Here is a 24275-nt window from a genome sequence, read left to right as displayed (position 1 = left end):
TGTCGATGGTCGCTGCCACCGGGGCCGGCCAGCCTTCCTGAACCAACAGGGAGGTTTCATGTCCAGTCCCGTCAAGTCACTCGAAAGCCCGTGGCGCTTCTGGCCCGGCATTGCCATCCTTGCCGGCGCCATGACCGGCTATGTCCTGCTCAGCTGGGCGCATATGGAAATCGTGCGCCAGGGCGTCGGCATGGAGGCTTATCTCGGCGACGGCCCCCGCCTGCCGCCCGGCGTACTGATCATCGGTCAGCTCAACAAAGCCGTCGCGCTTTTGGCAGCCGTGGCGATCGGTGCCCTGCTCCTGCATCGGCGCGGACCGCGCTGGGTCGGGCTGGTCAGTGTGTCGTGGCGCTGGATCGGTCTGGCCGTTCTGGTCGGCGCGGTCGCCTTCGGCCTGCGTCTCGTCCTCGCGAAACTGATGGTGGTCGCCATGCCGGACTGGATGGCCTTCATGGCGACGCCGTTCGCGCTTGGTGACGGCCATTCGCTGTGGCTAAGCGCCGGCTTCCTGGCGATGACGGTTCTGGTGACGCCCTTTGCCGAGGAGGTCTTCTTTCGCGGCTTCCTGTTCCGCTGGATGGCCGGCAACCGGCCGGTCTGGCTGGCGGCGATCATCTCCTCGGTGATGTTCGGCGCCGCCCATATCCTGCCACCACAAGCGATTTCAGCGGCGCTGATGGCGCTCATCCTGTGCTGGCTCTACTGGCGGACCGGCTCGGTGTGGCCGGCCATTGCTGCCCACATCACCAATAATGCGCTGGGCATCGGGCTGGGTCTGGTCTGGTCGCCCTAGAACCGTTTCGCCGAGAAGGCCTCCGCCGGGACCGGCGCCTCGTCGCCATCCATCAGGGCGGCCAGCAGACCGGCCGAGCCCATCGCCTGGGTCCAGCCGAGATGGCCGTGACCGGTGGAGATCCACAGGCCGGGCGCCCGGGTTTCGCCGATCACCGGGCGGCCATCGGCCGACATCGGACGGAAGCCGCACCAGGCTTTCTGGTCGCCGGGCAGGAGCTTGGCGGCAATGTCGGGATAGAGCCGGGTCAGGAGCAGGCGCAGATTGTCGATCCGCTCCTCGCGCAGTCTCCGGTCCTCGCCGGCAAACTCCGCCGTGCCGGCAATCCGCAGCGTGTCGCCGAGCGGTGTGACGATGGCGTGCAGCGCCTCGTCGACCACCGGCAGGGAGGGGCGCTGGTTGAGCTGTGACATGTCGAGGCTGAGCGAATAGCCCTTCACCGGTCGCACCGGGATATGCAGGCCGAGCGGTGCCAGCAGGCGGCGTGAGGTGTGGCCGGTGGCGAGCACGACCTGGTCGGCCTCGATCTCCTCGGTCGCGGTGCGCACGCCAACGATCCGACCGGCGCGGTCGATCAGGCTGGTGACCGGCGAATTGTATTCGAAGCGGGCGCCGGCCTCGTGGGCGACCTCGGACAGGGCGGCGGTGAACAGATGCGCGTCGCCGCTCTCGTCGTCGGGATAATAGATCGCCCCGGCCAGCTGGTCGGCGACATCGGCGAGCAGGGGTTCGCGGGCGAGGGTGGCCTCGCGATCGAGGATCTCGTAGCGCAGCCCGGCCTCGGTCAGCGCCTTGCCGGTCTGCTGGCGCTGGTCGAGCGCCTGCTGGTCGCGGCACACCTTCATCGTGCCGCGGGCGAGATTGGCGAAGTCGAGCTTGTGGCGGTCGCGCACGGCCTGGGTCTGGGCCAGCGAGTAGCGCGACAGGGCGAAATTGGCCTGGCAGGCGGCCGCGTAGCGCTTGCGGGTCGAATTGGCGAGGAATTTCAGACCCCATGGGATGAGGCCGGGCAACGGCGCCAGACGCAGTTTCATCGCGGAATGCGGATCGGCGAGGGAGGCCAGCAATTGCCAGTGCACGCCGGGGGCATTCCACGGTTCCGGCTCGGACGGGGTCAGCGCGCCGGCATTGGCGAAGCTGGTTTCGCGGGCCGGGCCGGCATGGGCGTCGAGGACGAGCACCTCATGCCCGCGCTCGCGCAGGGCATGGGCGGCGCTCACGCCGGCCAGACCGGCACCGACAATGATCACATTCTGCTTGGCCACGACTGTCTCTCCCTCCGGGCGGCCTGAACGGCCCGGTTTGAACTTCGTGGGGATACAGATAAAAGCAAGGCATTATCTGCACCTTCTGACCGGGATTTCATGGACGCTCTCGTCACACAGCTCAAAGCGCTCGCCGAGCCGACGCGCCTGCGCATCGTCACCCTGCTGTCGCGCGGGGAGCTGACGGTGTCGGAGCTGGTCTCGATTCTGGGCCAGAGCCAGCCGCGTGTCTCGCGCCATCTCAAGCTTCTCACCGATGCCGGTCTTGCCGAGCGCCTGCCCGAAGGCGCCTATGTCTTCTACCGGCTGACCGATGCCGGGGGCGGCCGCAAGCTGGCCCAGATGGCCAATGAGCTGGTGCCCGAGGATGACGCCGTCCTGACCCGTGACGTGTCGCGGCTGGAAGCCATCAAACAGGCCCGCGCCCAGGCCGCGCAGGCCTATTTCGAGAGCGTCGCGGAAGACTGGGACACGATCCGCTCGCTGCATCTGGCCGACCACAAGGTCGAGGCCGCGATGCGTGAACTGGTCGGGCCCGGCCCGTTCGATCTGATGATCGATGTCGGTGTCGGCACCGGGCGGGTGCTGGAGCTGTTTTCGGACCGCGTGGCGCGCGGGATCGGCGTCGACATCAACCACTCCATGCTCAATGTCGCGCGGCTCAACCTGCAATCGGCCGGGCTGAAGCACTGCTCGGTCCGGCATGCCGATGTCGGCGCCCTGCCGTTTGATACGGCGGTGGCTGATCTGGTGACGGTGCACCAGGTGCTGCATTATCTCGAGGATCCGGCGCTCGCCGTCGACGAGTGCGCGCGCGTGCTGAGGCCGGGTGGAAACCTGGTCATTGTCGACTTTGCCCCGCACCAGCTGGAAACCCTGCGCGAGGACCATTTTCATCGTCGCCTCGGCTTTGCCGATGAGGAGATGGCGGACCTGATCGGTCATGCCGGTCTCGAGCTGGCGCACCAGACCGCGCTCCATCCCGACGACCCGACCGGCCAGCTGACCATGAAAATCTGGATCGCCCGGCGCAAGCCCGCGACCCCGGCTCCGCTCGATTAGACCTTCTCCGCAAGGCGTGACGGGTGTAATGTAAACGCCGTTTTGCAGGGGGCAGACATGAAAACAGCGTTGAACCTTATCAGTATCGCCATTCTCGGCGCGATTGGTGTCGGCTCGTATCTGGGCACGCAGGGCGGTTCGGGCACGCTCGATGGCGCCGGGGCTGCGTCTCCGGATGCCGCGGACAGCGGCGTCTATGCGCCCGATCCGGCGCCGGTCGTGGATACCATTCCGGATGATCCACTGGCCGATGACGGCGCGCACGCGTCCGGCGCGGCTCAGGGCGACAGCGCGATCCTTCACTCGGTCACCGGCACCATGTCGGGCTATTTCATCGCCAATGCGCCGATCCGCTTTGGCGATTTCAGCCTCGAGAACATCGAAGTCTGGCCGGCCCTGCCCGAGTGCGACCAGCCCGCTTATCTCCGCCTCGCCCTCGAGGATCGGTCCGACCAGCTCGGCGAGAACGAGTACGGTCCGTATTACCGCCTCCATGCGATGACCATCGACAGCGCCGCCATCACCGAGGACGGGGTAATGATCACCGCGTCTGACGCCGATCTCGGCACGCTGGTGATCGAGGCCGACTATGTCGACGGGGCTCTGGCCGAATGGCAGTCCGGCGCCGACGCCGTCTCCGAGCTGCTGGTCGGCACGGCGACACTGAATGGCGACAGCCAGCCGGTCAGCTTCTCCTTCTGGATTGGCGACTGACATCCCTGGCAGGCTGGTCGGCAGGCGAGCAGGCGCGCGAGCAGGCAGGCGGGCGGCTGATGTGTCCCGCTTGCCTTTTTGCCGCGCGCAGTGCTTGCATGGCCCGAAGGTCCGGTCGGGAATGCCAGTCTGATGGTTCAAAAGACGAAATCGAAATCTGCCGCCGCCGCCGGCGCGCCCTCCATCGTCGTCGGATGGCGCGAATGGGTGAGCCTGCCGGCGCTGGGCGGCGTCCGGGTCAAGGCGAAGATCGATACCGGCGCCCGGACCTCTGCCATCCACGCCTGGAAGGTCCAGCCGTTCGAAAAGGACGGCGCAAACTGGGTCCGCTTCGACCTCCATCCCAACCAGGATGACAACAAGACCCGGATCGCCTGTGAGGCGCCGGTCATCGACAGTCGCCTGATCAAGAGTTCGAACGGGCAGCAACAGCGGCGCTATGTCATTCGCACGCCACTGCAGATCGGGCCGCATGTCTGGCCGATCGAATTGACGCTGACCCGGCGGGATGAGATGGGGTTCCGGATGCTGGTCGGTCGGACCGCGCTCAAGCCCGGTGCCCTGGTCAATCCGTCCAAATCCTATCTGTGTCCGACCGCGACTTAGGCCGCGACGCGTTTCGTGCTACCCAAACCCCCGACAGCCGTCACACCGGAGAGATCCTCGATGAAAATGCTCATGCTCGCCCGTAATCCAAACCTCTACTCGCACAAGAGGTTGGTCGAGGCGGCCGAGGCTCGCGGTCACGAGATCGACATCTATGATACGCTCAAGATGTACATGAACATTACCTCGCACCGGCCGGAAGTGCGCTATCAGGGCCGTATCCTGACCGGCTATGACGCGATCATCCCGCGCATCGGGGCCTCGATCACCAATTACGGCATGGCCGTGGTGCGCCAGTTCGAGATGATGGGCGTCTGGGGCGTCAACGAGTCCGTGGCCATCGGCCGCTCCCGTGACAAGCTCCGCTCCTTGCAGCTGCTCTCGCGCGCCGGTCTGGGCCTGCCGGTGACGGCTTTCGCCCACGATACCTCGATGACCGATGACGTGCTCGACATTGCTGGTGGTGAGCCGGTCGTGATCAAGCTGCTCGAGGGCACCCAGGGCGTCGGCGTCGTGCTGGCAGAGACCCGTCGCTCGGCCAAGTCCGTGATCGAGGCCTTCCGCGGCGCCAAGGTGAACATCCTGGTCCAGGAATTCATCAAGGAAGCCGGCGGGGCCGATATCCGAACCATCGTGGTTGGCGGCAAGGTTGTTGCGGCGATGAAGCGACAGGGTGCCGAGGGCGATTTCCGTTCCAACCTGCACCGGGGTGGCTCGGCCTCCAAGATCAAGCTGACCCCGGAAGAGCGCTCCACCGCGGTTCGGGCAGCCAAGGTGATGGGGCTCAATGTGGCCGGCGTCGACCTGCTGCGCGGCAATCACGGCCCCCTGATCATGGAAGTGAATTCCTCGCCGGGCCTGGAAGGCATCGAGAACGCCACCGGCGTCGATGTCGCCGACAAGATCATCGATTTCATGGAAAAGAATGCCGTGATGGGCAAGACGAAGACCCGCGGCACCGGATGAGTCGACAAGCTTTTGAAATAGCGGGCGAGACGGTCGCGCCCGGAACGACCAAGATCGTCCAGATTCCGGTCTCCGTGCTGTCGGATCACACGCCGATGTCGCTGTCGGTACAGGTGCTGCACGGCAAGCGCCCGGGACCGGTTGTCTTTCTGTCGGCGGCCATTCATGGCGATGAGATCATCGGCGTGGAGATGATCCGCCGGGTGATCCGGACGCCGCAGATGCGGTCGATCGCGGGGACACTGATCTGTGTGCCGGTGGTCAATACCTACGGCTTCATCACGCATTCGCGCTATCTGCCCGATCGCCGCGACCTCAACCGCTCCTTCCCGGGCGCGCCGACTGGCTCGCTGGCGGCGCGGCTGGCCGATATCTTCATGACCGAGGTGGTCGAGCGCTGTGAGGCCGGGATCGACCTCCACTCGGCCGCGGTCAACCGCACCAATCTGCCGCAAATCCGTGTCGACACGAAAGTGCCGCAGGCGCTCGAGCTGGCGCTGGAGTTCGCAGCGCCGGTGATCGTGCACTCATCCTTGCGCGAGGGTTCACTGCGCGAAGCCGCCCAGGAACGCGGCATTCCGGTGATTGTCTATGAAAGTGGCGAGGCGCTGCGCTTCGACGAAACGGCGCTGCGCATGGGGGTGAAGGGTATTCTGCGCGTGCTCGGCAAGCTGGGCATGCTGCGCGCCGACAAGCGCCTGAAGGCGACATTGCGTTCGGAGATCGGCAACAAGTCGAGCTGGGCACGGGCGCCGATGGGCGGCGTCCTGCGCATGCACCGCGATTGCGGCGAGCATGTCGAGGAGGGCACGCTGATCGCCACATTGAGCGATCCGCTGGGGACGACGGAAGTCGAGATTACCGCGCCGTGTGACGGCTTGATCATCGGCCGGACCGTTTTGCCCATCGTCAATGAGGGCGATGCCGTCGTGCATATTGCCGAGATCATCAAGCGCCGGAACGAGGAGCCGATGGTTCAGCTCGGCGAGGCGCTGAGCAATGATCCGCTCTTCGATGAAGATGAAATCATCTAGGCCATGTCGGGATGGTGATGCGGGCAGGCCCGAGGGCCTGCCCGATCAACAGTGTCGGGATCAGCCGTTCGGGATGATGACCCGGTCGACGACATGGATGATGCCGTTCGAGGTTTCGATGTCGGCCTGGATGACCTGGGCATTGCCGACGCGCACACCGTCGGTCGCATCGATCAGGACGGTCGAACCCTCAACCGTTTCAACCGACAGGATCTGACCGGCCAGCTGGTCCGAGGTGATGGCACCCGCGACGACATGGTAGGTCAGGAGACCCGCCAGCTCGGCCCGGTTTTCCGGCATCAGCAGGCGCTCGACTTCGCCGGCCGGCAGGCCTTCAAAGGCGGCATCGACCGGGGCGAAGACCGTGAACGGGCCGTCGCTCTTCAGCGTGTCGACGAGGCCGGCAGCCTGGACGGCGGCAACCAGTGTGTTGAACTGGCCGGCGGCGACAGCGGTATCAACGATGTCGGCCTGGGCCATGGCGCTGTGTCCGCCACCATGATGGTCCATTTTCATGCTGGCCGCATCGGTTGCGAGGGCCGGAGCAGAGATCAGGGCTGCCGTCAGGGCAGCGATAGAGACGAGACGCATGTGTGCGCTCCCTTGTTCGTTTTGGGGTGAGGTCGGGCGGTGGCCACCGCCGTCTCACTGAAAAGGTCGTCTCATGCATGTGACAGACGAGGGTACGGCACCCGTCCGGTTTCGGATCAAATCTTTCCGAAGCTTAATCTTTGACGGGCGTCAGTTTTCCCAACAGCGCGCGGCTTTCGGCATCGGCCGGAAAGAAGATCTCGAGCCGGAGATCGCGCAGGGTCAGGTCCCGGGCCGAGCTGAGTTCGGCCACGGTCGTGAACAGTGCGAGCTCGCCGTGCGCGGTGGCATAGCGCAGCGTCATGATCGGGCCGTGTGCGCTCAGCGCGAGCGGATCTGCGGCGTGCGGTGCCAGCTTGTCGGCAAGGGCCTCGAGCTGGTTGTCTCCCCCCGCCTGCCGCGACTCCGAGCGCAGCCGGTTCATCAGCACCGCCGCGACATCCGGCCAGTTCAGGATCGGTGCCCGCAGCGCCGCGTCGTCCACCAGCCGGTCGACCAGACACATGCCCGGCTCCCAGGTCCCGCCCATCAAGAGCGCCCCGGCCGGATTGGCATCCACGACCCGCCAATAGGTGTCGAAGATCAGCGACGGAGCCGGGCTGTGGGCATGCATCATCCGGGTCAGGGCATCGCGGATCGGTTCCAGATGCTCGGCGCCGAGGGGCGTGCGCTCATAGAGCGAGGCGAAGCCGGCCGCCGTCAGCATGGCGTTGCGGGCCTCGAACGGCATGTCGAGACATTCGGCCAGTTGCAGCACCATGGCACGGCTCGGCTGCGACCGGCCGCTCTCCAGAAAGCTGAGATGGCGGGCCGAGACATCGGCGGTCAGCGACAGGGCCAGCTGGCTGTAGCGGCGGCGCTGACGCCAGTCGCGCAGCAGGGCTCCCAAGGCGGAGGCTGATGTTGCGGCGCGCGGTCGGAGCGGGATCGGATCGGTCATGGCGACAGCCTGCCACGGCCCGGTAGGCAAAACCATGACCTCCCGGGTCATGGTGCAGCGTCAGGTCGAGCCGTCCGGCTTGACGTCAGGCCTTGCCGTAGCCGCCACCGCCCGGTGTCTCGATCTCGACCGCCTCGCCGGGTTCGACATCGATCCGGAACAGGCCGGGCAGGGCCTCGACGGTGCCGTCCGACTTGATGTGGCGCTGCGCTCCGCTTGCCGCCTCGGCACCACCGGCCAGTCCGAACGGGTGCTCGATGCGCCGCGAGGAGAGCAGGGCGACCTCCATGCCTTCGAGGAAGGTCATCCGCCGGATCGAGCCATCGCCGCCGCGCGCCGCGCCGGCGCCGCCGGAATCCGGTCGGATCCGGTGGTGCTCGACCCGAACCGGGAAGCGCCGCTCGAGGACTTCCGGATCAGTCATCCGTGAATTGGTCATGTGGGTGTGGATGGCGCTGGTCCCGGCGAAGGTCTCACCGTCGGCATCAATCCCGGCCCCGGAGCCGCCGCAGATGGTCTCGTAATACTGATGCCGGTCATTGCCGAAAGTGAGATTGTTCATCGTGCCCTGGCTGGCCGCCAGCCGCCCGGTCGCCCCGAACAGCGCATCAACGACCAGCTGGCTGGTCTCGACATTGCCGGCGACCACGGCGGCGGGGGATTGCGGGTTGAGCAGGCAGCCTTCCGGCAGGATCAGCTCTATCGGTTTGAGACAGCCCTCATTGAGCGGGATGGCATCGCCCACCAGGCAGCGGAAGACATACAGCACCGCCGCCCGGGCGACCGAGGCCGGGGCGTTGAAATTGCTGGCGCGCTGCGGCGCTGTCCCGGTGAAGTCGACAATCGCTGAGCGGGCCTCTCGATCGACCCGGATGGCGACGCAGATTTCGGCGCCGTCATCCAGCTTCACCGTGTGCGATCCGTCCGACAGGGCGTCGATGACCCGGCGTACGGCGCGTTCGGCATTGTCCTGGACGTGGCCCATATAGGCTTTCACGACCGCCAGCCCGTTGTCCGCGACCAGTCGGTGCAGCTCGTCCGCGCCCTTGGCGCAGGCGGCCAGCTGGGCCTTCATGTCGGCGATATTCTGTGATGGCTTGCGGGCCGGATGCGTGCCCGAAGTCAGCACGCCGATGACGACCTCGTCGAGGAAGCGGCCCTTCTCCATCACTTTCACATTGCGGAACTGGACGCCCTCCTCCTCGATCGAGGTTGAGAAGGGCGGCATCGAACCCGGTGCGATTCCACCGACATCGGCATGGTGGCCGCGTGCCGCAACGTAGAAGATCCGTGTCCCGGTGTCCGGATCATGGACCGGTGTCACCAGGGTGATGTCGGGCAGGTGGGTGCCGCCGTCATAGGGCGCGTTGACCGCCACCGCGTCGCCGGGTCCGAGATCGGGATGGGCGTCGGCGGCCGCGCGGACCGAGGCTGACATGGAGCCGAGATGGACCGGCATGTGCGGTGCATTGGCGACGAGGCCACCTTCGGCGTCAAACACGGCGCAGGAAAAGTCGAGCCGCTCCTTGATATTGACCGAGTGGGCGGTGCGCTCGAGGGCGACGCCCATCTGCTCGGCGACCGACATGAAACGCTTGTTGAAGAGTTCCAGCCGGATCGGGTCGAGCTCGGTGCCGCCGCCGGCGCCGTCCGCGGCGACGGCCCGTTTCAGGCACAGCGTGCCGTCATCCAGCCGGCTCGCCGCCCAGCCGCGATCAACCACGATGGTTGCATTGGGATCCATGATCAGGGCCGGTCCGTCCTGCCGGCTACCCGGACCGAACTGGTCCAGGGTCGAGACCGGAACGTCGTGCCATTGCCCGCCATCAAACATTGCAGCGGTCTCACTCGGCCGCGGCGCGCCGGCGGTCGGGGCCGGCATCTCGATGCTCCAGTCGCCGGAGCCGGGCGGGGCGCACTCGGCCTCGGCGGTCACCGATTCGATGATCAGTCCGCCATCGGGCATGAAGCCGAACAGGCGCCGATGTGCGGCGCTGAAGGCTTCCTCCATCTGCGCGGAGGTACCCTCGGACACCGGGATCGAGGTGTCGGAGCCGGCGACCTTCAGTCGCCATTCGCGGCTGACCCGGATCGCCTCGCGCGGCAGGTCCTGGTCGGCGAGGGCGTCACGCGCCTCCTGCGCCAGCCGTTCGGCCAGCTTGCAGGCCGTGTCATAGCCAGGCTCGAACGCGGCCTCGACCGCCGCCATGCGGGTCTCGCGAATCTCCGCGAGGCCGATCCCCAGGGCTGACAGGAGCCCGCCATAAGGGTGGATCAGCACCGTGGTCATGCCAAGGGCATCGGCGACGCGGCAGGCGTGCTGGGCACCGGCGCCGCCGAAGGCGGACAGCGCATAGCCGGACGGGTTGACGCCCTGGCCGATCGAGATCTGCTTGATTGCCTGCGCCATGCTCTCGATGGCAACCGCGAGGAAGCCCTCGGCGGCAGCCTCGGCACTGTCCAGACCCATGGCGTCAGCGAGATCGCTCAGGGCGGCGCGCGAGGCGACGACATCCAGCGGCTGGTCCGAGCTTTCGCCGAAGACATGCGGGAACCAGTCGGGCTGGACCCGGCCGAGGACGATATTGGCGTCGGTCACCGCCGCCGGTCCGCCGCGGCCATAGCCGGCCGGACCCGGCATCGCACCGGCACTGTCCGGTCCGACACGGGCGCGCTCGCCGTCAAAGGTGAGGATCGAACCGCCCCCGGCGGCGACGGTGTGCACGGCCATCATCGGCGCGCGCAGCCGGTGTCCGGCGACCAGTGTCTCCTGGACGCGGTCATACTGCTCGCCATCATAGCGCGAGACATCGGTCGAGGTGCCGCCCATGTCGAAGCCGATCACCTTGGCATGACCGGCCTGCCTTGCCGTCTTGGCCATGCCCACAACACCGCCGGCCGGGCCGGACAGCACCGCGTCGCGGGCGTGGAAGGCGGCCGCCGGGGCGAGCCCGCCGGAGGACTGCATGAAGAAGAGCGGTGTCCCCTCCAGTCCGCGATCAACGCGGCTGACATAGTCGTGCAGGACCGGGGTGAGATAGGCATCGAGCACGGTGGTCGAGGCGCGTGGCCCGATCTTGACCAGGGGCGAGGCGACCGACGAGCGGATCACGGTTTCAAAGCCGGCCTCGCGGGCGAGCGCCTCCAGTCGGGCCTCGTGAACGTCATTGCCATAGGCATGCATCAGGGCGATCGCGACCGTGGTCAGACCCGCCTTGCGGGCGTCGGCAAGGGCGGTCCGGGCGGCCACCTCGTCGAGCGGTCGCAGGATGGTGCCTTCCGCGTCGAGCCGTTCCTCGACCCCGACAACCCGGTCATAGAGCGGGCGCGGGCGGGCCAGGTCGAGGGCAAAGATGTCGGGACGGGTCTGGTCGCCAATGACCAGCAGGTCCTCGAAGCCCCGCGTCACCAGGAAGAGGGTCGGCGCGCCCTTGCGTTCCAGCAGGGCATTGGTTGCGACCGTGGTGCCCATCTTGACCGCGCTGACCGGTTCGCCGGCCGACAGGCGGCGGACGCCCTCGGTGGCGGCGTCGGGATAGTCCGGGCTTTCCGACAGCAGTTTGAGGGCTTGCAGGCGACCATCAGGGCGGCGGCCGATTATATCGGTGAAAGTGCCGCCCCGGTCGATCCAGAATTCCCACGCCTCGCGTCCGCGCTCACTCATGCCTGCGACCCCGTCTGCTGTTGCTGCGGAGGTTAAGCATGGCATGGCCGGGTGCAACCGGCTTAAGCTGGTTGTGAACTGTTGGAGATCGGTCCGGCCCCCTCGCGCACCGCGTGTGCGACCCCTACATGGACGGCCGGAAGGTGACGCAAATGGGATTCTGGCGAAATCTGGCAGACCGCCTCAGCGGCCGCGACAACTTCCTCGATTGTGAAGGATGCGATGACCGTGCAGCGGCGCACCGGGTCAATGACGCCGATTTCGCCATGGCGCTGATCGGGTTGGGCGCCAAGATGGCCAGGGCTGACGGCCAGGTGTCGCGCAGCGAGATCCGCGCCTTCTACGAAGTCTTCAAGCCACCGCCCGAGGGGCGTGAAGCCCTCGATCGCGCCTTCGAACTCGCCATGCAGACGACGCTCGGCTTTGATGGCTATGCCCGCCGCCTGGCGCGCCGCTTTCGCGGCTATCCGGCCATTCTGGAAGACGTGCTCGACGGGCTCTTCCACGTCGCCAAGGCGGACGGCATGATCACGCCGGACGAGATGGGCTATCTGGAACGGGTCGCCGATATCTTCGGCTTCTCGGAGACCGAGTTTCGCCGCATCCTCGCCGGCCATGTCGAGCCGGAGGATGGCGACCCCTACGTCATTCTGGGCATTGATGCCGGGATCTCGGATGCGGATCTGCGCAAGGCCTATCGCCGGATCGCCTCGCAGAATCACCCCGATCGACTGATTGCGCGCGGCGCGCCGCTCGAGATCCAGCGTCTTGCCGATGAGAAAATGGCAGCAATCAATGCGGCTTACGGGGAAATCCTGAGCCAACGAGGTTTGGTCGCACCCCTCACCAATTGACCTTTGGTGCATTGATGCCAACATACGCATCAGCGGGGCGAAGACGGAAAGTAGTTCATGACGGACGCTCGACAGACTTTTTCATCTGGTTTCTCCGGACGCGCCAGCCGGGTCGTTCGCGATGTGCTCGCGGCACTGATCGCGCTGGCCGTGGTCGGACTGGTGATTTTCCTCGCGGCCATGCTGACCGCCGCCTTCCTCGTTGTGGCCGGTATCGCGGTGCTCGCCGCCGCCGGCTTCTGGGTCTGGCGCAAGCTTCGTGGCGGCTCGACCGCCTCGGCCCGCTCGTCCCGGACGCGCAATAGTGACGCGCAAGGGCCGGAAATCCTCGTCGCGACGCGTGGACCGGAAGGCTGGACCGTTGATGGCGTCGGGCCGTCTTCGCGCTGAAGCCCCGGACCAACGGTCTCATTGCCGCACCTCGGACGCCTTGCAAGGCTTGCGACCTGGCCGTCTCGGCGGCTGGCTCAGCTAAATGTGATTGGGACAAGCGGCTGTGCCCGATAAGCTGCCTGCATGACGATCTCTGACCCTGTGTCCTGCCCGTGATCCGCGCGGCGTTCTTCCTGATCGGTATCACCCTGCCGATGATGCTCGTCGGCTGCGTGTCGATGGTGCTGCCGCGCGTGCCGACCGAGACCGCCGGCCCTCCGGCGCGTCCGGCGATCGGGACGACAGGGCTGAGCCGCGAGAGCTGGGAAGCCGGACGGGCCGATCTCCTCGCGCGCTTTGAAGAGCAGGTCTATGGCGCCTGGCCGGGCGACGATCCCGCCACCGTCACCGAACGCCGGGTGATCGAAGAGGGGGCCTTTGACGGCCGCGGCCGGCTGGAGGAATGGGATCTCGATCTCGGTCGGGGGCTTGCCCATCTCGTCGTCATCCTGCCGGAAAACGCCGACGGCCCCGCGCCCGTCATCATCCTGCAGACCTTCTGCGGTACCCGTACCGCGCTGGGCGGCCGGGAAGACCTGTCACCGCCGGTCAATGCGTCGGCCCGGGAATGTGGCCAGACCTCCGGCTGGCAGGGTTACCTGATGACGGCGATCTTCGGACGCTATATTGCCGAGCCGCCGATCGGCGAAATTCTCGATCGGGGCTACGCGCTGGCCTTCCTTCATCCGGGCGATATCGTGCCGGACAATGCGGCCGGCGCCGCGCCCGCGCTCGACAGGCTGATGCCGGATAGCGAAGCGGGTACAGCAACTGCGACCGGAACCGGCGCGATTATCGCCTGGGCCTGGGGCTATGCCCGCGCCGTCGACGCGCTGGAGAGCGATCCCCGCTTTGATCGCGACCGCATGGCGGTGTGGGGGCATTCGCGCAATGCCAAGTCTGCCCTTGTGGCGGCGGCATTCGATACCCGGATTGATCTCGTCCTGGCCCACCAGGGCGGCACCGGCGGAACCACGCTGACCCGCAGCCTCGACGGCGAGAGCGTCGCCCAGATCACCGGGGCCTATCCTTATTGGTTCAACGAAACCTATGCCGGCTACGCTGATCGCGAGGACAAAATCCCGCTCGATCAACACCAGCTGATCGCCCTGATGGCGCCGCGTCCGCTTCTGATCAGTGGTGGCTGGCGCGATGCCTGGTCGGACCCGCAGGGCAGTTTCCGGGCCGCACAGGGCGCCAATCCGGTCTATCAGCTCTACGGGTCGCAAGGCTTGCGCCAGGCCCGGCTCGCCGGGTTCGACGCCGAGGCTGATATCGCGGTTTTCATGCGGCGCGGTCTGCACGGCGTGCAGCCGTCCGACTGGGACGCCTTCCTCGAATTCCTCGACGCGCATTTCGGCCATTCGGAATAAGGGCTTGCGAGCCGAGTGCGAGGCGTCCAAGAGTGACGCATGCGTCTCAAGGATTTCCTCCTTCTCGTAGCGGTTTGCGTTGTCTGGGGTTTCAACTTCGTCGTCGCAAAATTCGCCGTGACCGGCTCACCGGGCTGGGTGCCCGGCTTTGACGGTGTGCCGCCGATCTTCTTTGCCTTCCTGCGCTTTGCCCTGCTCTACGCCTTCCTGGCGCCATGGCTGAGGCCGCGGCCGACCGATATCAAGACGATGATCGGGGTCGCACTGTGCATGGGCGCGCTGCAATACGTACTGCTGTTCATGGGGATGCGCTGGGCGACGCCGTCGGGCATGGCGATTGCCGTGCAGATGGGCGTGCCGTTCGCCACCATCCTCTCGGTCATCTTCCTCAAGGAGACCGTCGGCCTGCCGCGCATCCTCGGCATGACGCTGGCCTTTGCCGGTGTGATGCTGGTGATCGTCCATCCCGGTGAGACCGACATGTCGCTCGGCATGCTGCTCGGCATCGGTGCGGCCTTTGTCGCCTCGCTGGGGATGATCCTGGTCAAGCGCCTGCCGATGGACTCGATCCGCATGCAGGCCTGGATCGGCCTGATCTCCTGGCCGCCGCTCCTGCTGCTTTCGCTGACCTTCGAGCATGACCAGATGGCCGGCGTCGTCTCCGGCGGCTGGGCTTTCGGGCTGGCGCTCATGGTCACCGTCGTGCTGGTCAATATTTTCGGCCATGGCGTGTTCTACAATCTCTTGCAGCGCTATGACGCGACACTGATCGCGCCGATTACCCTCCTCGCACCGCTGGTCGGTGTGGTCTCGGGCATCCTGTTGACCGGCGATCCGATGGGCTGGCGCCTGTTTGTCGGCGGCGGGCTGACCCTCGTCGGTGTCGGCATTATCGCGCTGCGCCAGAACAAGAAGCTGCCGGCCGCCGCACTGGCGCGGGAGAAGACCCTGTGACCCTCGACGTGGTTGCCGCGCCGTCGCCCAATTTCAATGATCGCCGGGCGCCCATCAGTCTCATCCTGCTGCACTATACCGGCATGGAAAGCGGTGCCGCTGCCGTCGCGCGGCTGCGTGATCCGCGGGCCGAGGTCAGCAGCCATTATGTCGTCGAGGAGGATGGTCGCATCCTTCAGCTCGTCGGTGATGACAAGCGGGCCTGGCATGCCGGGGTCGCGAGCTGGCAGGGCGCGCGTGACATCAACTCGCTCTCGATCGGGATCGAGATCGTCAATGGCGGCCATGACTATGGTCTGCCGGCCTATCCGGCGCTGCAGATCGACAGCGTGATCGCCCTGGTCCGCGAGCTGATGGCCCGGCATGGCTTGGCAGCGCATCAGGTGATCGGCCATTCCGATGTCGCGCCGGGACGCAAGGACGACCCGGGTGAGCACTTCCCCTGGGAGACGCTGGCGGCGGCCGGGTGTGCGCTGGCCATGCCGGAACCGGCGCCGTCGAACATTGACCCGGCCGAGGGGCTGGGGCGGATCGGTTATGATCTCGAGGCGGGGATGGACGCCGTTCTCACCGCTTTCCAGCGGCGCTGGCGTCCGGCGCGGGTCGATGGCGTTCTCGACGAGGAAACCCGTGCGCTGATCGCGGCCATTGCCTGCCGGGGCGACGCAGAGGCTGGAAGCGCTTGACGCCCCGCCTCGTCTGGACGATCTAGATCGCGATCAGGTGGCTGGGCGGTCGCGACAACTGGGCCGGAAACGGTGTTGTCGAGGAAAGTCCGGGCTCCACGGAGGCAAGGTGCCGGATAACGTCCGGCGGGGGTGACCCCAGGGAAAGCGCAGCAGAGAATAGACCGCCCGCCCGAGCTTCGGCGACGGCGGGTAAGGGTGAAACGGTGCGGTAAGAGCGCACCGCCCCGACCGCAAGGAAGGGGGCTAGGCAAGCCCCACCTGGAGCAAGACCGAATAGGGACAGGCCGCAGCTTTCGGGCTGCACATGCGCCTCCGCATGCTGTCCGGGTAGGTCGCACCAGGTCGTGCGCAAGCACGATCGCAGATGAATGACCGTCGCTCCGGATCTGATCCGGGGGACAGGACCCGGCTTACAGGCCGCCTGATCACTTTTCCCCATTCCCAAGACATTTGCGCCGGTCCGCTGTCGGCTGCGGCCGGATGCGGCCAAGGGCGTTGCAGTCTCGCGAAGCGACCGTTCGTGCTGATTTGGAAACAATCCCGATTTTTCGACAGATTTCGCGGGAGGCGTGGTTCGACCGGTCTCGGGCCTGTGGATATTAACTTAATGTTCCCTTCCTGTTCTTCTTTTCCTCATATTCGAATACTTCAAAAGGCCCGTCAGTCCATGAAAAACGGGTCTTTCGTCATTGTTTCCCACCAAATCCCATGTTATCCCATCATTAACCATGAGAGACGGGTCTTGTGGGCTTGGGGGTTTCCGGCGTGTTTTTGTCGACGACGATCAATGGCGTGGATGCGAAGGGGCGGGTTTCCGTTCCCGCCGGCTTCCGCGCGGTCGTCAAGAACGATCCCGACGAAAAAATCTATGTCTGGCCGTCCTTCGAGGGCGGCTATCTGGAAGGCGGCGGTCAGGCCCTGCTCGATCGCTATCTGGCGCTTCTGGAAGAGATGGATCCCTATGATGACGCCCGGGCCGCTTTCGAGCAGACGATCTTCGGTGATACCCGCGGTCTCGGCTTTGACGGCACCGGCCGGGTTACCCTGCCGAAGGACCTGATCGAGCATGCCGGCCTGACCGGCAAGGCGGCCTTTGTGGGTCTGGGCGCCCGTTTCGAGATCTGGGATCCGGAGCGGCTCGCTGAGCGCAAGGCCAATGCCCGCAATTTCGCCCGCGACAACAAGAAGTCGCTCAAGTTGCCGCCGCGCCCGGGAGGCGCGTGATGAGCGCGTCGCCACACATTCCGGTGATGCTGGATGAGGTCCTGCATGCGCTCGAGCCGCGCGGCGGGGCCTTGTATATTGACGGCACCTTCGGCGCCGGCGGCTATTCGCGCGGTATCCTGTCGGCGGCGGACTGCAAGCTGATCGGGATCGATCGAGACCCGGCCGTCCAGCCAGCCGCGACCCAGCTCGTCCAGGCCTCCGGTGGCCGTTTCGCTTTCGCCGAAGCGCCGTTCTCGGCGATGGGCGAGGTGCTGGCGTCGCGCGGGATCGACCAGGTTGACGGGATCGTCCTCGATATCGGTGTCTCCTCGATGCAGATCGATCAGGCCGAGCGCGGTTTCTCCTTCATGCGCAAGGGGCCGCTGGACATGCGCATGGCGGCTGACGGGCCGACGGCGGCCGATGCCGTGAACCGCCTCAAGGAAGCCGAGCTGGCAGACATATTTTATGTCTATGGCGAAGAGCGCCGCTCGCGCCGCATCGCGAAATTCATCTGCACGGCGCGTGCCGAGGCGAAAATCGAGACGACAGATCGCCTGGCCGATATCGTCACCCGGGCAACCGGCGGAAAACATTCCAAGATTCACCCGGCCACAAAAGTCTTCCAGGCGCTGCGCATTTTCGTCAATGACGAGCTCGGCGAGCTGGCCCGCGCGCTGGAGGCGGCCGAGCAACTGCTGGCGCCGATGGGGCGGCTGGTCGTGGTTACCTTCCATTCACTGGAAGATCGCATGGTCAAGACCTTCCTGCGCAGCCGTGCCGGCCTCGCAGGGGGTGGTGGTTCGCGTCACGAGCCGGTTCTCGAGACCGGTCCGGCGCCGAGCTTCTCGCTGCTGACCCGCCGCGCCGTGGCGGCCAGCGCGGGCGAGGCGGCGGAGAACCCGCGCTCCCGGTCGGCCAAGTTGCGCGCCGCCATCAGAACCGAAGCTCCGGCCTGGTCCGACAGTCCGGCGCTTCATACGAGTATTGTTTCGCTTGCCCGTCTGGAGGCCGCGCTATGATCCGCACGCTTAATGCGATTGCGTTCGTTGTCGCCGTCGCCCTGGCGGTCGCGCTTTATATCGCCAAGGCCGAGGCGAAGAGCTCGCAGGAACGCCTTGAGGATATTCAGTCCCAGCTCGCCGAGGAGCGCCGCCAGATCAATGTGCTCAATGTCGAGATTGCCCATCTGGAAGATCCGGAGCGCTTGCGCGCCCTGGCCCGGCGCTATCTCGGATTCGAGCCGCTGGATCCCTCGCGGGAGGTCGCATTGAGCGATTTGCCGTTGCTCGCCGACACCCGTCCCGATCCGACCGGCATGCGCCGGGACGGCCAGCTTGTTCGCCAGGATGAAGGCGCCCTCGCGATGGCCGAACCGACCCAGGTGGGAGGTCCGGACTGATGCGTCTGTGGCCGTTCCGCAAGCAGGTATCGGCCGAGGCGCGCACCCTGGCCCCGCCACCCCTTGCCGAGGCGGCGCCCGCCGACATGTCCCGCCTGCTCCGGATCGAAAGCGACGAGACCCGCTCGATGGAAGCCTCGCGCGGACGGCTGCGCGTGATGGGGCTGTCGCTGGCCCTCGGCTTCGCGATCCTGGCCGGGCGTGCGGTCGAAGTGGCTGTGACCGGTCCCGCTGATGCCGCTTCGCCAGCCCGCCAGGTGGCGGCGAACCAGACCCGCGGCGACCTGTTCGATCGCACCGGCCAGGTCCTGGCCACGACGCTGGAAACCCACTCTCTCTATGCCGACCCGGCCCTGGTCTGGGATGCCGCCGAAACCGCTGAAATGCTGGCGACGGTCCTGCCGGATATTGATGTCGAGGCGCTGACCGAAACCCTGGACTCGCGTCGCCGCTTTGTCTGGGTGCGCCGTAATCTCACGCCCCGCCAGCGCCAGGCCGTTTTCGCACTCGGTCTGCCCGGTCTCGAGTTTCGCTCCGAACCGCATCGGGTCTATCCGCGTGGGCGGCTGGCCTCACACGTGGTTGGCTATACCAATCGTGACATGGACGGGCTGGCTGGCGCCGAGCGTGCCTTCGACAGCGCGCTGATGTCCGGCGATGGTCGTCCGGTCGCCCTGTCGATCGACATGGCCGTGCAATTCCATATCGATGAGGTGCTGCGCGCCGCGATGGCGGAGTACCGCGCGCTGGCCGCAACCGGTATCGTCATGAATGTGCGCACCGGCGAAATCCTCGGCATGGTGTCATTGCCCGATTTCGATCCCAACCGGCCCTCCGATGCCAGCCCGGGCGAGCGTCTCAACCGTGCCGCCCAGTCGGTCTACGAGATGGGTTCGACCTTCAAGGCCTTCACCGTCGCGGTGGCGCTGGAAGAACGGACCGCGACGCTGGAAAGCCGCTATGACGCGCGCGCGCCGCTCGCCGTCGGCGGTTTCGAGATCAATGATTATCATGGCGAGGAGCGCTGGCTCACCGTGCCGGAGATCTTCACCCACTCCTCCAATATCGGCTCCGGTCACATGGCGCTGGAAGTCGGTGCCGAGGCCCAGCGCGGGTTTCTGGGCGATCTGCGCCTGCTCGAGCGGGCGCCGATCGAGCTGGCCGAAAGCGCCGACCCGCTGCTGCCGCGCAATTGGGGTCCGACCGAGACCGTGACGATCTCCTATGGACACGGCATCGCGGTCAGTCCGATCGCGACGATTGCCGCCTTCGCCGCGATCGCCAATGACGGTGTCTATGTGCCGCCGACCCTGCTGCCTGTCGCCGCCGACGAGACCATCCTCGGCGAACGGGTCATGCGCTCGGATGTTGCCCGCGACGTGCTCGCCCTGATGCGCGAAAACGTGGTCGGTGGAACCGGCGGCAATGCCGAGGCCATCGGCTTTCAGGTTGCCGGCAAGACCGGCACCGCCGACAAGCCGTCGCGCGGCGGCTATGACACCAGCCGCCTGATCTCCTCATTCTCGGCCATTTTCCCGGCCAATGATCCGCAATACGCAATCCTCGTCCTGCTCGACGAGCCGCAAATGCCCGAGCCGACCTATCTGCGCCCGACCGGTGGCCGGGTCGCGGCGCCGGCGGTTGGCGAGATCGTGGCGCGGATCGCCCCCATTCTTGGCGTCGAACGGTCGAATGAAGATCCGGTCGGTCGCGCCGCCCTGGTTCGTGCTGCCCTGATGCCGGAGATGATCCCGTGACCCTTGCTGACCTGCTGCTTGATGAAGGCCTGGCGATCGATGACGCTGACCTGACCGTGCGCGGGTTGACGCTGGACAGTCGCAAGGTCGAGCCCGGTTTCGTGTTTGCCGCCTTGCCCGGCGTGAAGGTGCACGGGCGCGATTTCATCCCCAAGGCACTGGCCAATGGTGCGGCTGTCATCCTTACCGATGCGCCGGTCGAGGCGCCGGTGCCCGTTATCGTCGTCGACGAGCCGGCCGCCCTTCTGGCGCGCATGGCGGCGCGCTTCCATCCGCGCCAGCCCGGGCATATCGTCGCCATCACCGGCACCAATGGCAAAAGCTCGACGGTCGAGTTCCTGCGTCAGATCTGGGCCGGAGCGGGGCTTGAGGCGGCCTGTCTCGGCACGCTCGGCGTGACCCGTGGCGACAATGTCGAAGTGACGGGCTACACCACGCCGGACGCCGTCGCCCTGCAGGCGGCGCTGGATCGCCTGGCCGGCGAGGGGGTCACGCATCTGGCCATGGAAGCCTCCAGCCACGGTCTCAAGCAGCACCGCATGGACGGGGTCAGGCTGCAGGTCGGTGCCTTCACCAACCTGACCCAGGATCACCTCGATTATCACCCGGATTTCGCGGATTACTTCGCGTCCAAACTAAAGCTCTTTACCGAGCGTCTCCCGGTGACCGGCCGGGCTGTGATCAATGTCGACAGCGAGTGGGGTGGCAAGATGGCCGACGCCGCTCGCGCGCGGGGTCTCGAGGTTCTGACCCTCGGCTGGCGCGGTCGTGACCTGACCATCCGCGAGATCACACCGCGCGCGGCCAGCCAGAGCGTGGTCTTCTCCTGGCGCGGCACGGATCACGCGCTCGACATTCCGCTGGTCGGTGAGTTCCAGATCCTCAACGCGCTCGGCGCGGCCGCCATTGCATTGGCCGATGGTGTCGCGGAGGCGAGTGTGCTGGCCAGCCTGAAAACACTGGGCGGCGTCCCCGGACGGCTCGAGAAGGTCGGTGAAACGGCTGACAAGGCACCGGTCCTCGTTGATTACGCGCATACGCCGGATGGTCTCGACAAGCTTTTGCGCGCGGCCCGCCCGCACACGCGTGGCCGGGTCATCGTGATCTTTGGCTGCGGCGGCGACCGTGACGCGTCGAAGCGCTCCAAGATGGGCGTGATCGCCGCCAACCAGGCCGACCACATCATTGTCACCGACGACAATCCGCGCTCGGAAGATCCGGCCCTGATCCGTCAGGCGATCCTGAAGGGCTGTCCGCAGGCCGAGGAGATTGCCGACCGGGCCGAGGCCATCCGTCATGGCGTGGCAATGCTGCGCGCCGGCGACTGCCTTTTGATCGCCGGCAAGGGCCACGAGACCGGTCAGACGGTCGGCGATGTCGTGCATCCGTTTGATGACCGCGAACAGGGCCGTCAGGCACTCGCGGAGAGGGAGGCTGCCCGTGTCTGACAAGAAGCCTGCCCTGTGGACCGGTCGCCAGGCGATGGCGGCCACCGGCGGCATGTTGCTCGGCAAGCCGGGCTGGACGGCGACCGGTGTCTCGATTGATACCCGTACCCTGGAGCCGGGCGATCTCTTCGTCGCGCTGCAGGATGTCCGCGACGGCCATGAATTCGTTGGTCAGGCGATTGCAAAAGGGGCGGCGGCCTGCCTCGTCGAGCATGGTGTCGACGGCATCGAGCCGGCCCTGCAGGTCAAGGATGCGCTGATCGCATTGCGGGCGCTGGGAACAGCCGCGCGTGATCGCTCGGACGCCATCCGGGTTGCCGTGACCGGCAGTGTTGGCAAGACCAGCGTCAAGGAAGCCATCGCCGCGGTATTCCGGGCTGCCGGTCCGGCGCACTGGAGTGTGAAGTCCTACAATAATCACTGGGGCGTGCCGCTGACCCTGTCGCGGATGCCGCAGGGCACGCGGCGAGCCGTGTTCGAACTCGGCATGAACCATGCCGGCGAGATCCGCGACCTGTCCTCCCTGGTACGCCCGCATGTCGCCATGATCACCCGGATTGCCCCGGCGCATCTGGAGAATCTGGGTTCGATTGAAGCCATCGCTGATGCCAAGTCGGAAATTTACGAGGGGCTGGAACAGGATGGCGTCGCCATCTACCCGTCCGATGATCCGCTGGCGGATCGCCTCGCTCGTCACGCCAGGCATTCCTGCGCGGCCTTCATGCTCGACTTCGGTCGGGCAGCGACGGCCGCTGTGCGGATCGAGTCGTTCGAGACCGGTCTGGAGGGGTCGCGCGGTGTTGCCAATGTGCTCGGCATTCGGGCGCCGTTCCGGATGGCCGCGACCGGCGAGCACTGGGCCTGGAATGCCGGTGCCATTTTCGCGGCGGCGGCCGGAGCGGGTCTCGACGCCCGTAACGTGGCGGAGGCCATTTCCGATATTGGTGCCGAGCCGGGCCGTGGCCGCGCGGTCCCGATCGCGCTACCCGATGGCGGGCACTTCACATTGCTGGATGATGCCTACAACGCCAACCCGGTCTCGATGGCGGCGGCCATTGCCTCGCTGGCCTCGGCCCGGCCGACCGGCGCCGGGCGGCGCATCGCCGTGCTCGGCGACATGCTCGAGCTCGGACCGGATGAAAATCGCTTGCATGCGGACCTGGCTGAACCACTGGCGGAAGCCGGTGTGGATGCTGTCATTACTTGCGGGCGTCGCATGAAGTGCCTGCATGATGCCTTGCCGAGCGCCGTCCGTGCGGGGTATGCGCAAGATGCTTCCGGCGCGCTGGAACACGTCAAATCACTCGTCCGGTCAGGGGATGTGGTGCTCATCAAGGGCTCCAACGGATCCGGCCTTCACAAGATTGCCTCGGTTCTCGTCGATGGTACCGCGTTCGGATTGACGGAGGCCTGATCCGCCCATGCTCTATTTGCTGTTCTCGCCCCTCGCTGACGATTTCCAGCTGGCCAACCTGTTCCGCTACATCACCTTCCGCACCGGCGGCGCGCTGATGACAGCGATGCTGATCGCCTTTGTTTTCGGCAAGCCGATGATCGCCTGGTTGCGCCGCAAGCAGGGCAAGGGTCAGCCGATCCGGGCCGAGGGCATTGAACGTCACGTGGTCGAGAAGGCCGGAACCCCGACCATGGGCGGTTTCCTGATCCTGCTCGGCGTGATGGTTGGAACACTGCTCTGGGCCGACCTGTCCAATCCCTATGTCTGGATCGTGCTCTTCGTCACCGCGGGTTTCGGTGTCATCGGGTTCATTGACGATTATCTCAAGGTCACCAAGCAGACCACGGCCGGCTTTGGCGGACGTTTCAAACTGCTCGGCGAGTTCGCGATTGCCCTCATTGCGGTGGTCTGGGCCACCCATACCGCCCGCTCGCTCGGTGTCGAGCCGGGGATCGAGACCTCGATCGCCTTTCCCTTCTTCAAGGACCTGATGATCAATATCGGGCCGCTATTCTTCGTCTTCGGCTGCATCGTGATTGTCGGCTCCGGCAATGCGGTCAACATGACCGACGGGCTGGACGGCCTGGCCATTGTCCCGGTGATGATTGCCGCCGGCACATTCGGCGTGATCGCCTATGTCGTCGGCCGGGTCGACTTCGCCGAATATCTCCAGGTCCACTACACCGCCGGGGCCGGCGAGATCCTGATCTTCTGTGGCGCCCTGATCGGGGCCGGAATCGGTTTCCTGTGGTGGAATGCACCGCCGGCCATGGTTTTCATGGGCGATACCGGTTCGCTGTCGCTGGGCGGTGCCCTTGGCACCATCGCCGTCGCCATCAAGCATGAGCTGGTGCTGGCGATTGTCGGCGGGCTCTTCGTGCTGGAGCTGGTCTCGGTCATGGTCCAGGTCGCCAGCTTCAAGCTGTTCGGCAAGCGGGTCTTCCGCATGGCGCCGATCCACCACCATTTCGAGAAGAAGGGCTGGGCCGAGCCGACAATTGTGATCCGCTTCTGGATCATTGCGGTCATCCTCGCGCTGATCGGTCTCGCCACACTGAAGCTGCGCTAG

22 protein-coding genes and 1 other RNA gene are annotated in these 24275 nt (G+C 66.0%); 19 read left to right on the top strand and 4 right to left on the bottom strand.

What is annotated here, in order from left to right; all coding sequences use genetic code 11:
* Positions 1-58: 58 nt before the first annotated feature.
* Positions 59-793 (top strand): CPBP family intramembrane glutamic endopeptidase, encoded by a 735-nt coding sequence (locus AAA969_RS10545; protein WP_338246017.1) that lies wholly within the window; start codon positions 59-61, stop codon positions 791-793.
* On the opposite strand, the gene AAA969_RS10540 is transcribed toward AAA969_RS10545, so the two are convergent.
* Positions 790-2058 carry a D-amino acid dehydrogenase gene (locus AAA969_RS10540; RefSeq protein WP_338246015.1) on the bottom strand — a complete coding sequence of 423 codons (1269 nt, stop codon included), beginning with the start codon at positions 2056-2058 and terminating at the stop codon, positions 790-792. The two genes, AAA969_RS10545 and AAA969_RS10540, sit on opposite strands and share 4 nt — an antisense overlap.
* Positions 2059-2157: 99 nt before the next feature.
* Between AAA969_RS10540 and AAA969_RS10535 the strand changes: the two genes are divergently transcribed.
* The 5 genes from AAA969_RS10535 (at position 2158) to AAA969_RS10515 (ending at position 6440) form a co-directional block, all read left to right on the top strand.
* Positions 2158-3120 carry an ArsR/SmtB family transcription factor gene (locus tag AAA969_RS10535; RefSeq protein ID WP_338246013.1) on the top strand — a complete coding sequence of 321 codons (963 nt, stop codon included), beginning with the start codon at positions 2158-2160 and terminating at the stop codon, positions 3118-3120.
* Positions 3121-3177: 57 nt separating this feature from the next.
* The gene (locus AAA969_RS10530) at positions 3178-3834 is read left to right on the top strand and encodes a hypothetical protein (protein WP_338246011.1); all 657 of its coding nucleotides are present in this window, start codon (positions 3178-3180) and stop codon (positions 3832-3834) included.
* 132 nt (positions 3835-3966) lie between these two features.
* On the top strand, positions 3967-4440 hold the full coding sequence (locus tag AAA969_RS10525; protein ID WP_338246009.1) for an ATP-dependent zinc protease family protein: 474 nt from the start codon (positions 3967-3969) through the stop codon (positions 4438-4440).
* Between the two features lie 60 nt (positions 4441-4500).
* Positions 4501-5406 carry a 30S ribosomal protein S6--L-glutamate ligase gene (rimK, locus tag AAA969_RS10520; RefSeq protein ID WP_338246008.1) on the top strand — a complete coding sequence of 302 codons (906 nt, stop codon included), beginning with the start codon at positions 4501-4503 and terminating at the stop codon, positions 5404-5406.
* The gene (locus AAA969_RS10515; protein WP_338246006.1) at positions 5403-6440 is read left to right on the top strand and encodes a succinylglutamate desuccinylase/aspartoacylase family protein; all 1038 of its coding nucleotides are present in this window, start codon (positions 5403-5405) and stop codon (positions 6438-6440) included. The genes rimK and AAA969_RS10515 overlap by 4 nt, the downstream gene beginning before the upstream one ends.
* A gap of 60 nt (positions 6441-6500) precedes the next feature.
* Here AAA969_RS10515 and AAA969_RS10510 read toward each other — a convergent pair whose 3' ends face one another.
* The 3 genes from AAA969_RS10510 to AAA969_RS10500 all read right to left on the bottom strand — a co-directional run bounded on the left by AAA969_RS10510 (position 6501) and on the right by AAA969_RS10500 (position 11635).
* Entirely contained in the window at positions 6501-7031 is a 531-nt protein-coding gene (locus AAA969_RS10510; RefSeq protein WP_338246003.1) for a fasciclin domain-containing protein, read from the bottom strand.
* A 133-nt stretch (positions 7032-7164) separates the two neighbouring features.
* A complete protein-coding gene (locus AAA969_RS10505; protein WP_338246002.1) occupies positions 7165-7971 on the bottom strand; it encodes a helix-turn-helix transcriptional regulator in 807 nt (268 codons plus the stop codon).
* Between the two features lie 85 nt (positions 7972-8056).
* Positions 8057-11635: a hydantoinase B/oxoprolinase family protein gene (locus AAA969_RS10500; protein ID WP_338245999.1), complete on the bottom strand. Its 3579-nt coding sequence runs from the start codon at positions 11633-11635 to the stop codon at positions 8057-8059.
* A gap of 152 nt (positions 11636-11787) precedes the next feature.
* On the opposite strand from AAA969_RS10500, the gene AAA969_RS10495 reads away from it, so the two are divergent.
* The 13 genes from AAA969_RS10495 (at position 11788) to mraY (ending at position 24275) form a co-directional block, all read left to right on the top strand.
* Positions 11788-12489, top strand: a complete 702-nt coding sequence (locus AAA969_RS10495) for a molecular chaperone DjiA (protein ID WP_338245997.1) — start codon at positions 11788-11790, stop codon at positions 12487-12489.
* 57 nt (positions 12490-12546) lie between these two features.
* Complete coding sequence (locus AAA969_RS10490) at positions 12547-12879, top strand: hypothetical protein (RefSeq protein WP_338245996.1); 333 nt, start codon at positions 12547-12549, stop codon at positions 12877-12879.
* A gap of 155 nt (positions 12880-13034) precedes the next feature.
* A complete protein-coding gene (locus AAA969_RS10485) occupies positions 13035-14294 on the top strand; it encodes a hypothetical protein (RefSeq protein WP_338245994.1) in 1260 nt (419 codons plus the stop codon).
* 39 nt (positions 14295-14333) lie between these two features.
* Positions 14334-15248: a DMT family transporter gene (locus AAA969_RS10480; protein WP_338245992.1), complete on the top strand. Its 915-nt coding sequence runs from the start codon at positions 14334-14336 to the stop codon at positions 15246-15248.
* Entirely contained in the window at positions 15245-15934 is a 690-nt protein-coding gene (locus AAA969_RS10475) for an N-acetylmuramoyl-L-alanine amidase (protein ID WP_338245991.1), read from the top strand. Before AAA969_RS10480 ends, AAA969_RS10475 begins: the two co-directional genes overlap by 4 nt.
* Positions 15935-15967: 33 nt before the next feature.
* An RNA gene (gene rnpB / locus AAA969_RS10470) (RNase P RNA component class A) lies at positions 15968-16366 on the top strand.
* A 336-nt stretch (positions 16367-16702) separates the two neighbouring features.
* Complete coding sequence (locus AAA969_RS10465; protein WP_338245989.1) at positions 16703-17161, top strand: division/cell wall cluster transcriptional repressor MraZ; 459 nt, start codon at positions 16703-16705, stop codon at positions 17159-17161.
* Positions 17161-18165 carry a 16S rRNA (cytosine(1402)-N(4))-methyltransferase RsmH gene (rsmH, locus tag AAA969_RS10460; protein WP_338245987.1) on the top strand — a complete coding sequence of 335 codons (1005 nt, stop codon included), beginning with the start codon at positions 17161-17163 and terminating at the stop codon, positions 18163-18165. Before AAA969_RS10465 ends, rsmH begins: the two co-directional genes overlap by 1 nt.
* Entirely contained in the window at positions 18162-18545 is a 384-nt protein-coding gene (gene ftsL, locus AAA969_RS10455) for a cell division protein FtsL (protein WP_338245985.1), read from the top strand. The genes rsmH and ftsL overlap by 4 nt, the downstream gene beginning before the upstream one ends.
* On the top strand, positions 18545-20302 hold the full coding sequence (locus tag AAA969_RS10450; protein WP_338245983.1) for a peptidoglycan D,D-transpeptidase FtsI family protein: 1758 nt from the start codon (positions 18545-18547) through the stop codon (positions 20300-20302). The genes ftsL and AAA969_RS10450 overlap by 1 nt, the downstream gene beginning before the upstream one ends.
* Positions 20299-21750, top strand: a complete 1452-nt coding sequence (locus AAA969_RS10445; protein ID WP_338245982.1) for a UDP-N-acetylmuramoyl-L-alanyl-D-glutamate--2,6-diaminopimelate ligase — start codon at positions 20299-20301, stop codon at positions 21748-21750. The genes AAA969_RS10450 and AAA969_RS10445 overlap by 4 nt, the downstream gene beginning before the upstream one ends.
* A complete protein-coding gene (locus AAA969_RS10440) occupies positions 21743-23164 on the top strand; it encodes a UDP-N-acetylmuramoyl-tripeptide--D-alanyl-D-alanine ligase (RefSeq protein ID WP_338245980.1) in 1422 nt (473 codons plus the stop codon). Before AAA969_RS10445 ends, AAA969_RS10440 begins: the two co-directional genes overlap by 8 nt.
* Before the next feature lie 7 nt (positions 23165-23171).
* Positions 23172-24275 carry a phospho-N-acetylmuramoyl-pentapeptide-transferase gene (gene mraY, locus AAA969_RS10435; RefSeq protein ID WP_338245977.1) on the top strand — a complete coding sequence of 368 codons (1104 nt, stop codon included), beginning with the start codon at positions 23172-23174 and terminating at the stop codon, positions 24273-24275.

Origin of the sequence: Maricaulis maris (assembly GCF_036322705.1) — a bacterium.
Taxonomy (GTDB): domain Bacteria; phylum Pseudomonadota; class Alphaproteobacteria; order Caulobacterales; family Maricaulaceae; genus Maricaulis; species Maricaulis maris_B.
Note: the sequence above shows the minus strand (reverse complement) of the source record. Positions and strands in the feature narration are given on the sequence as shown.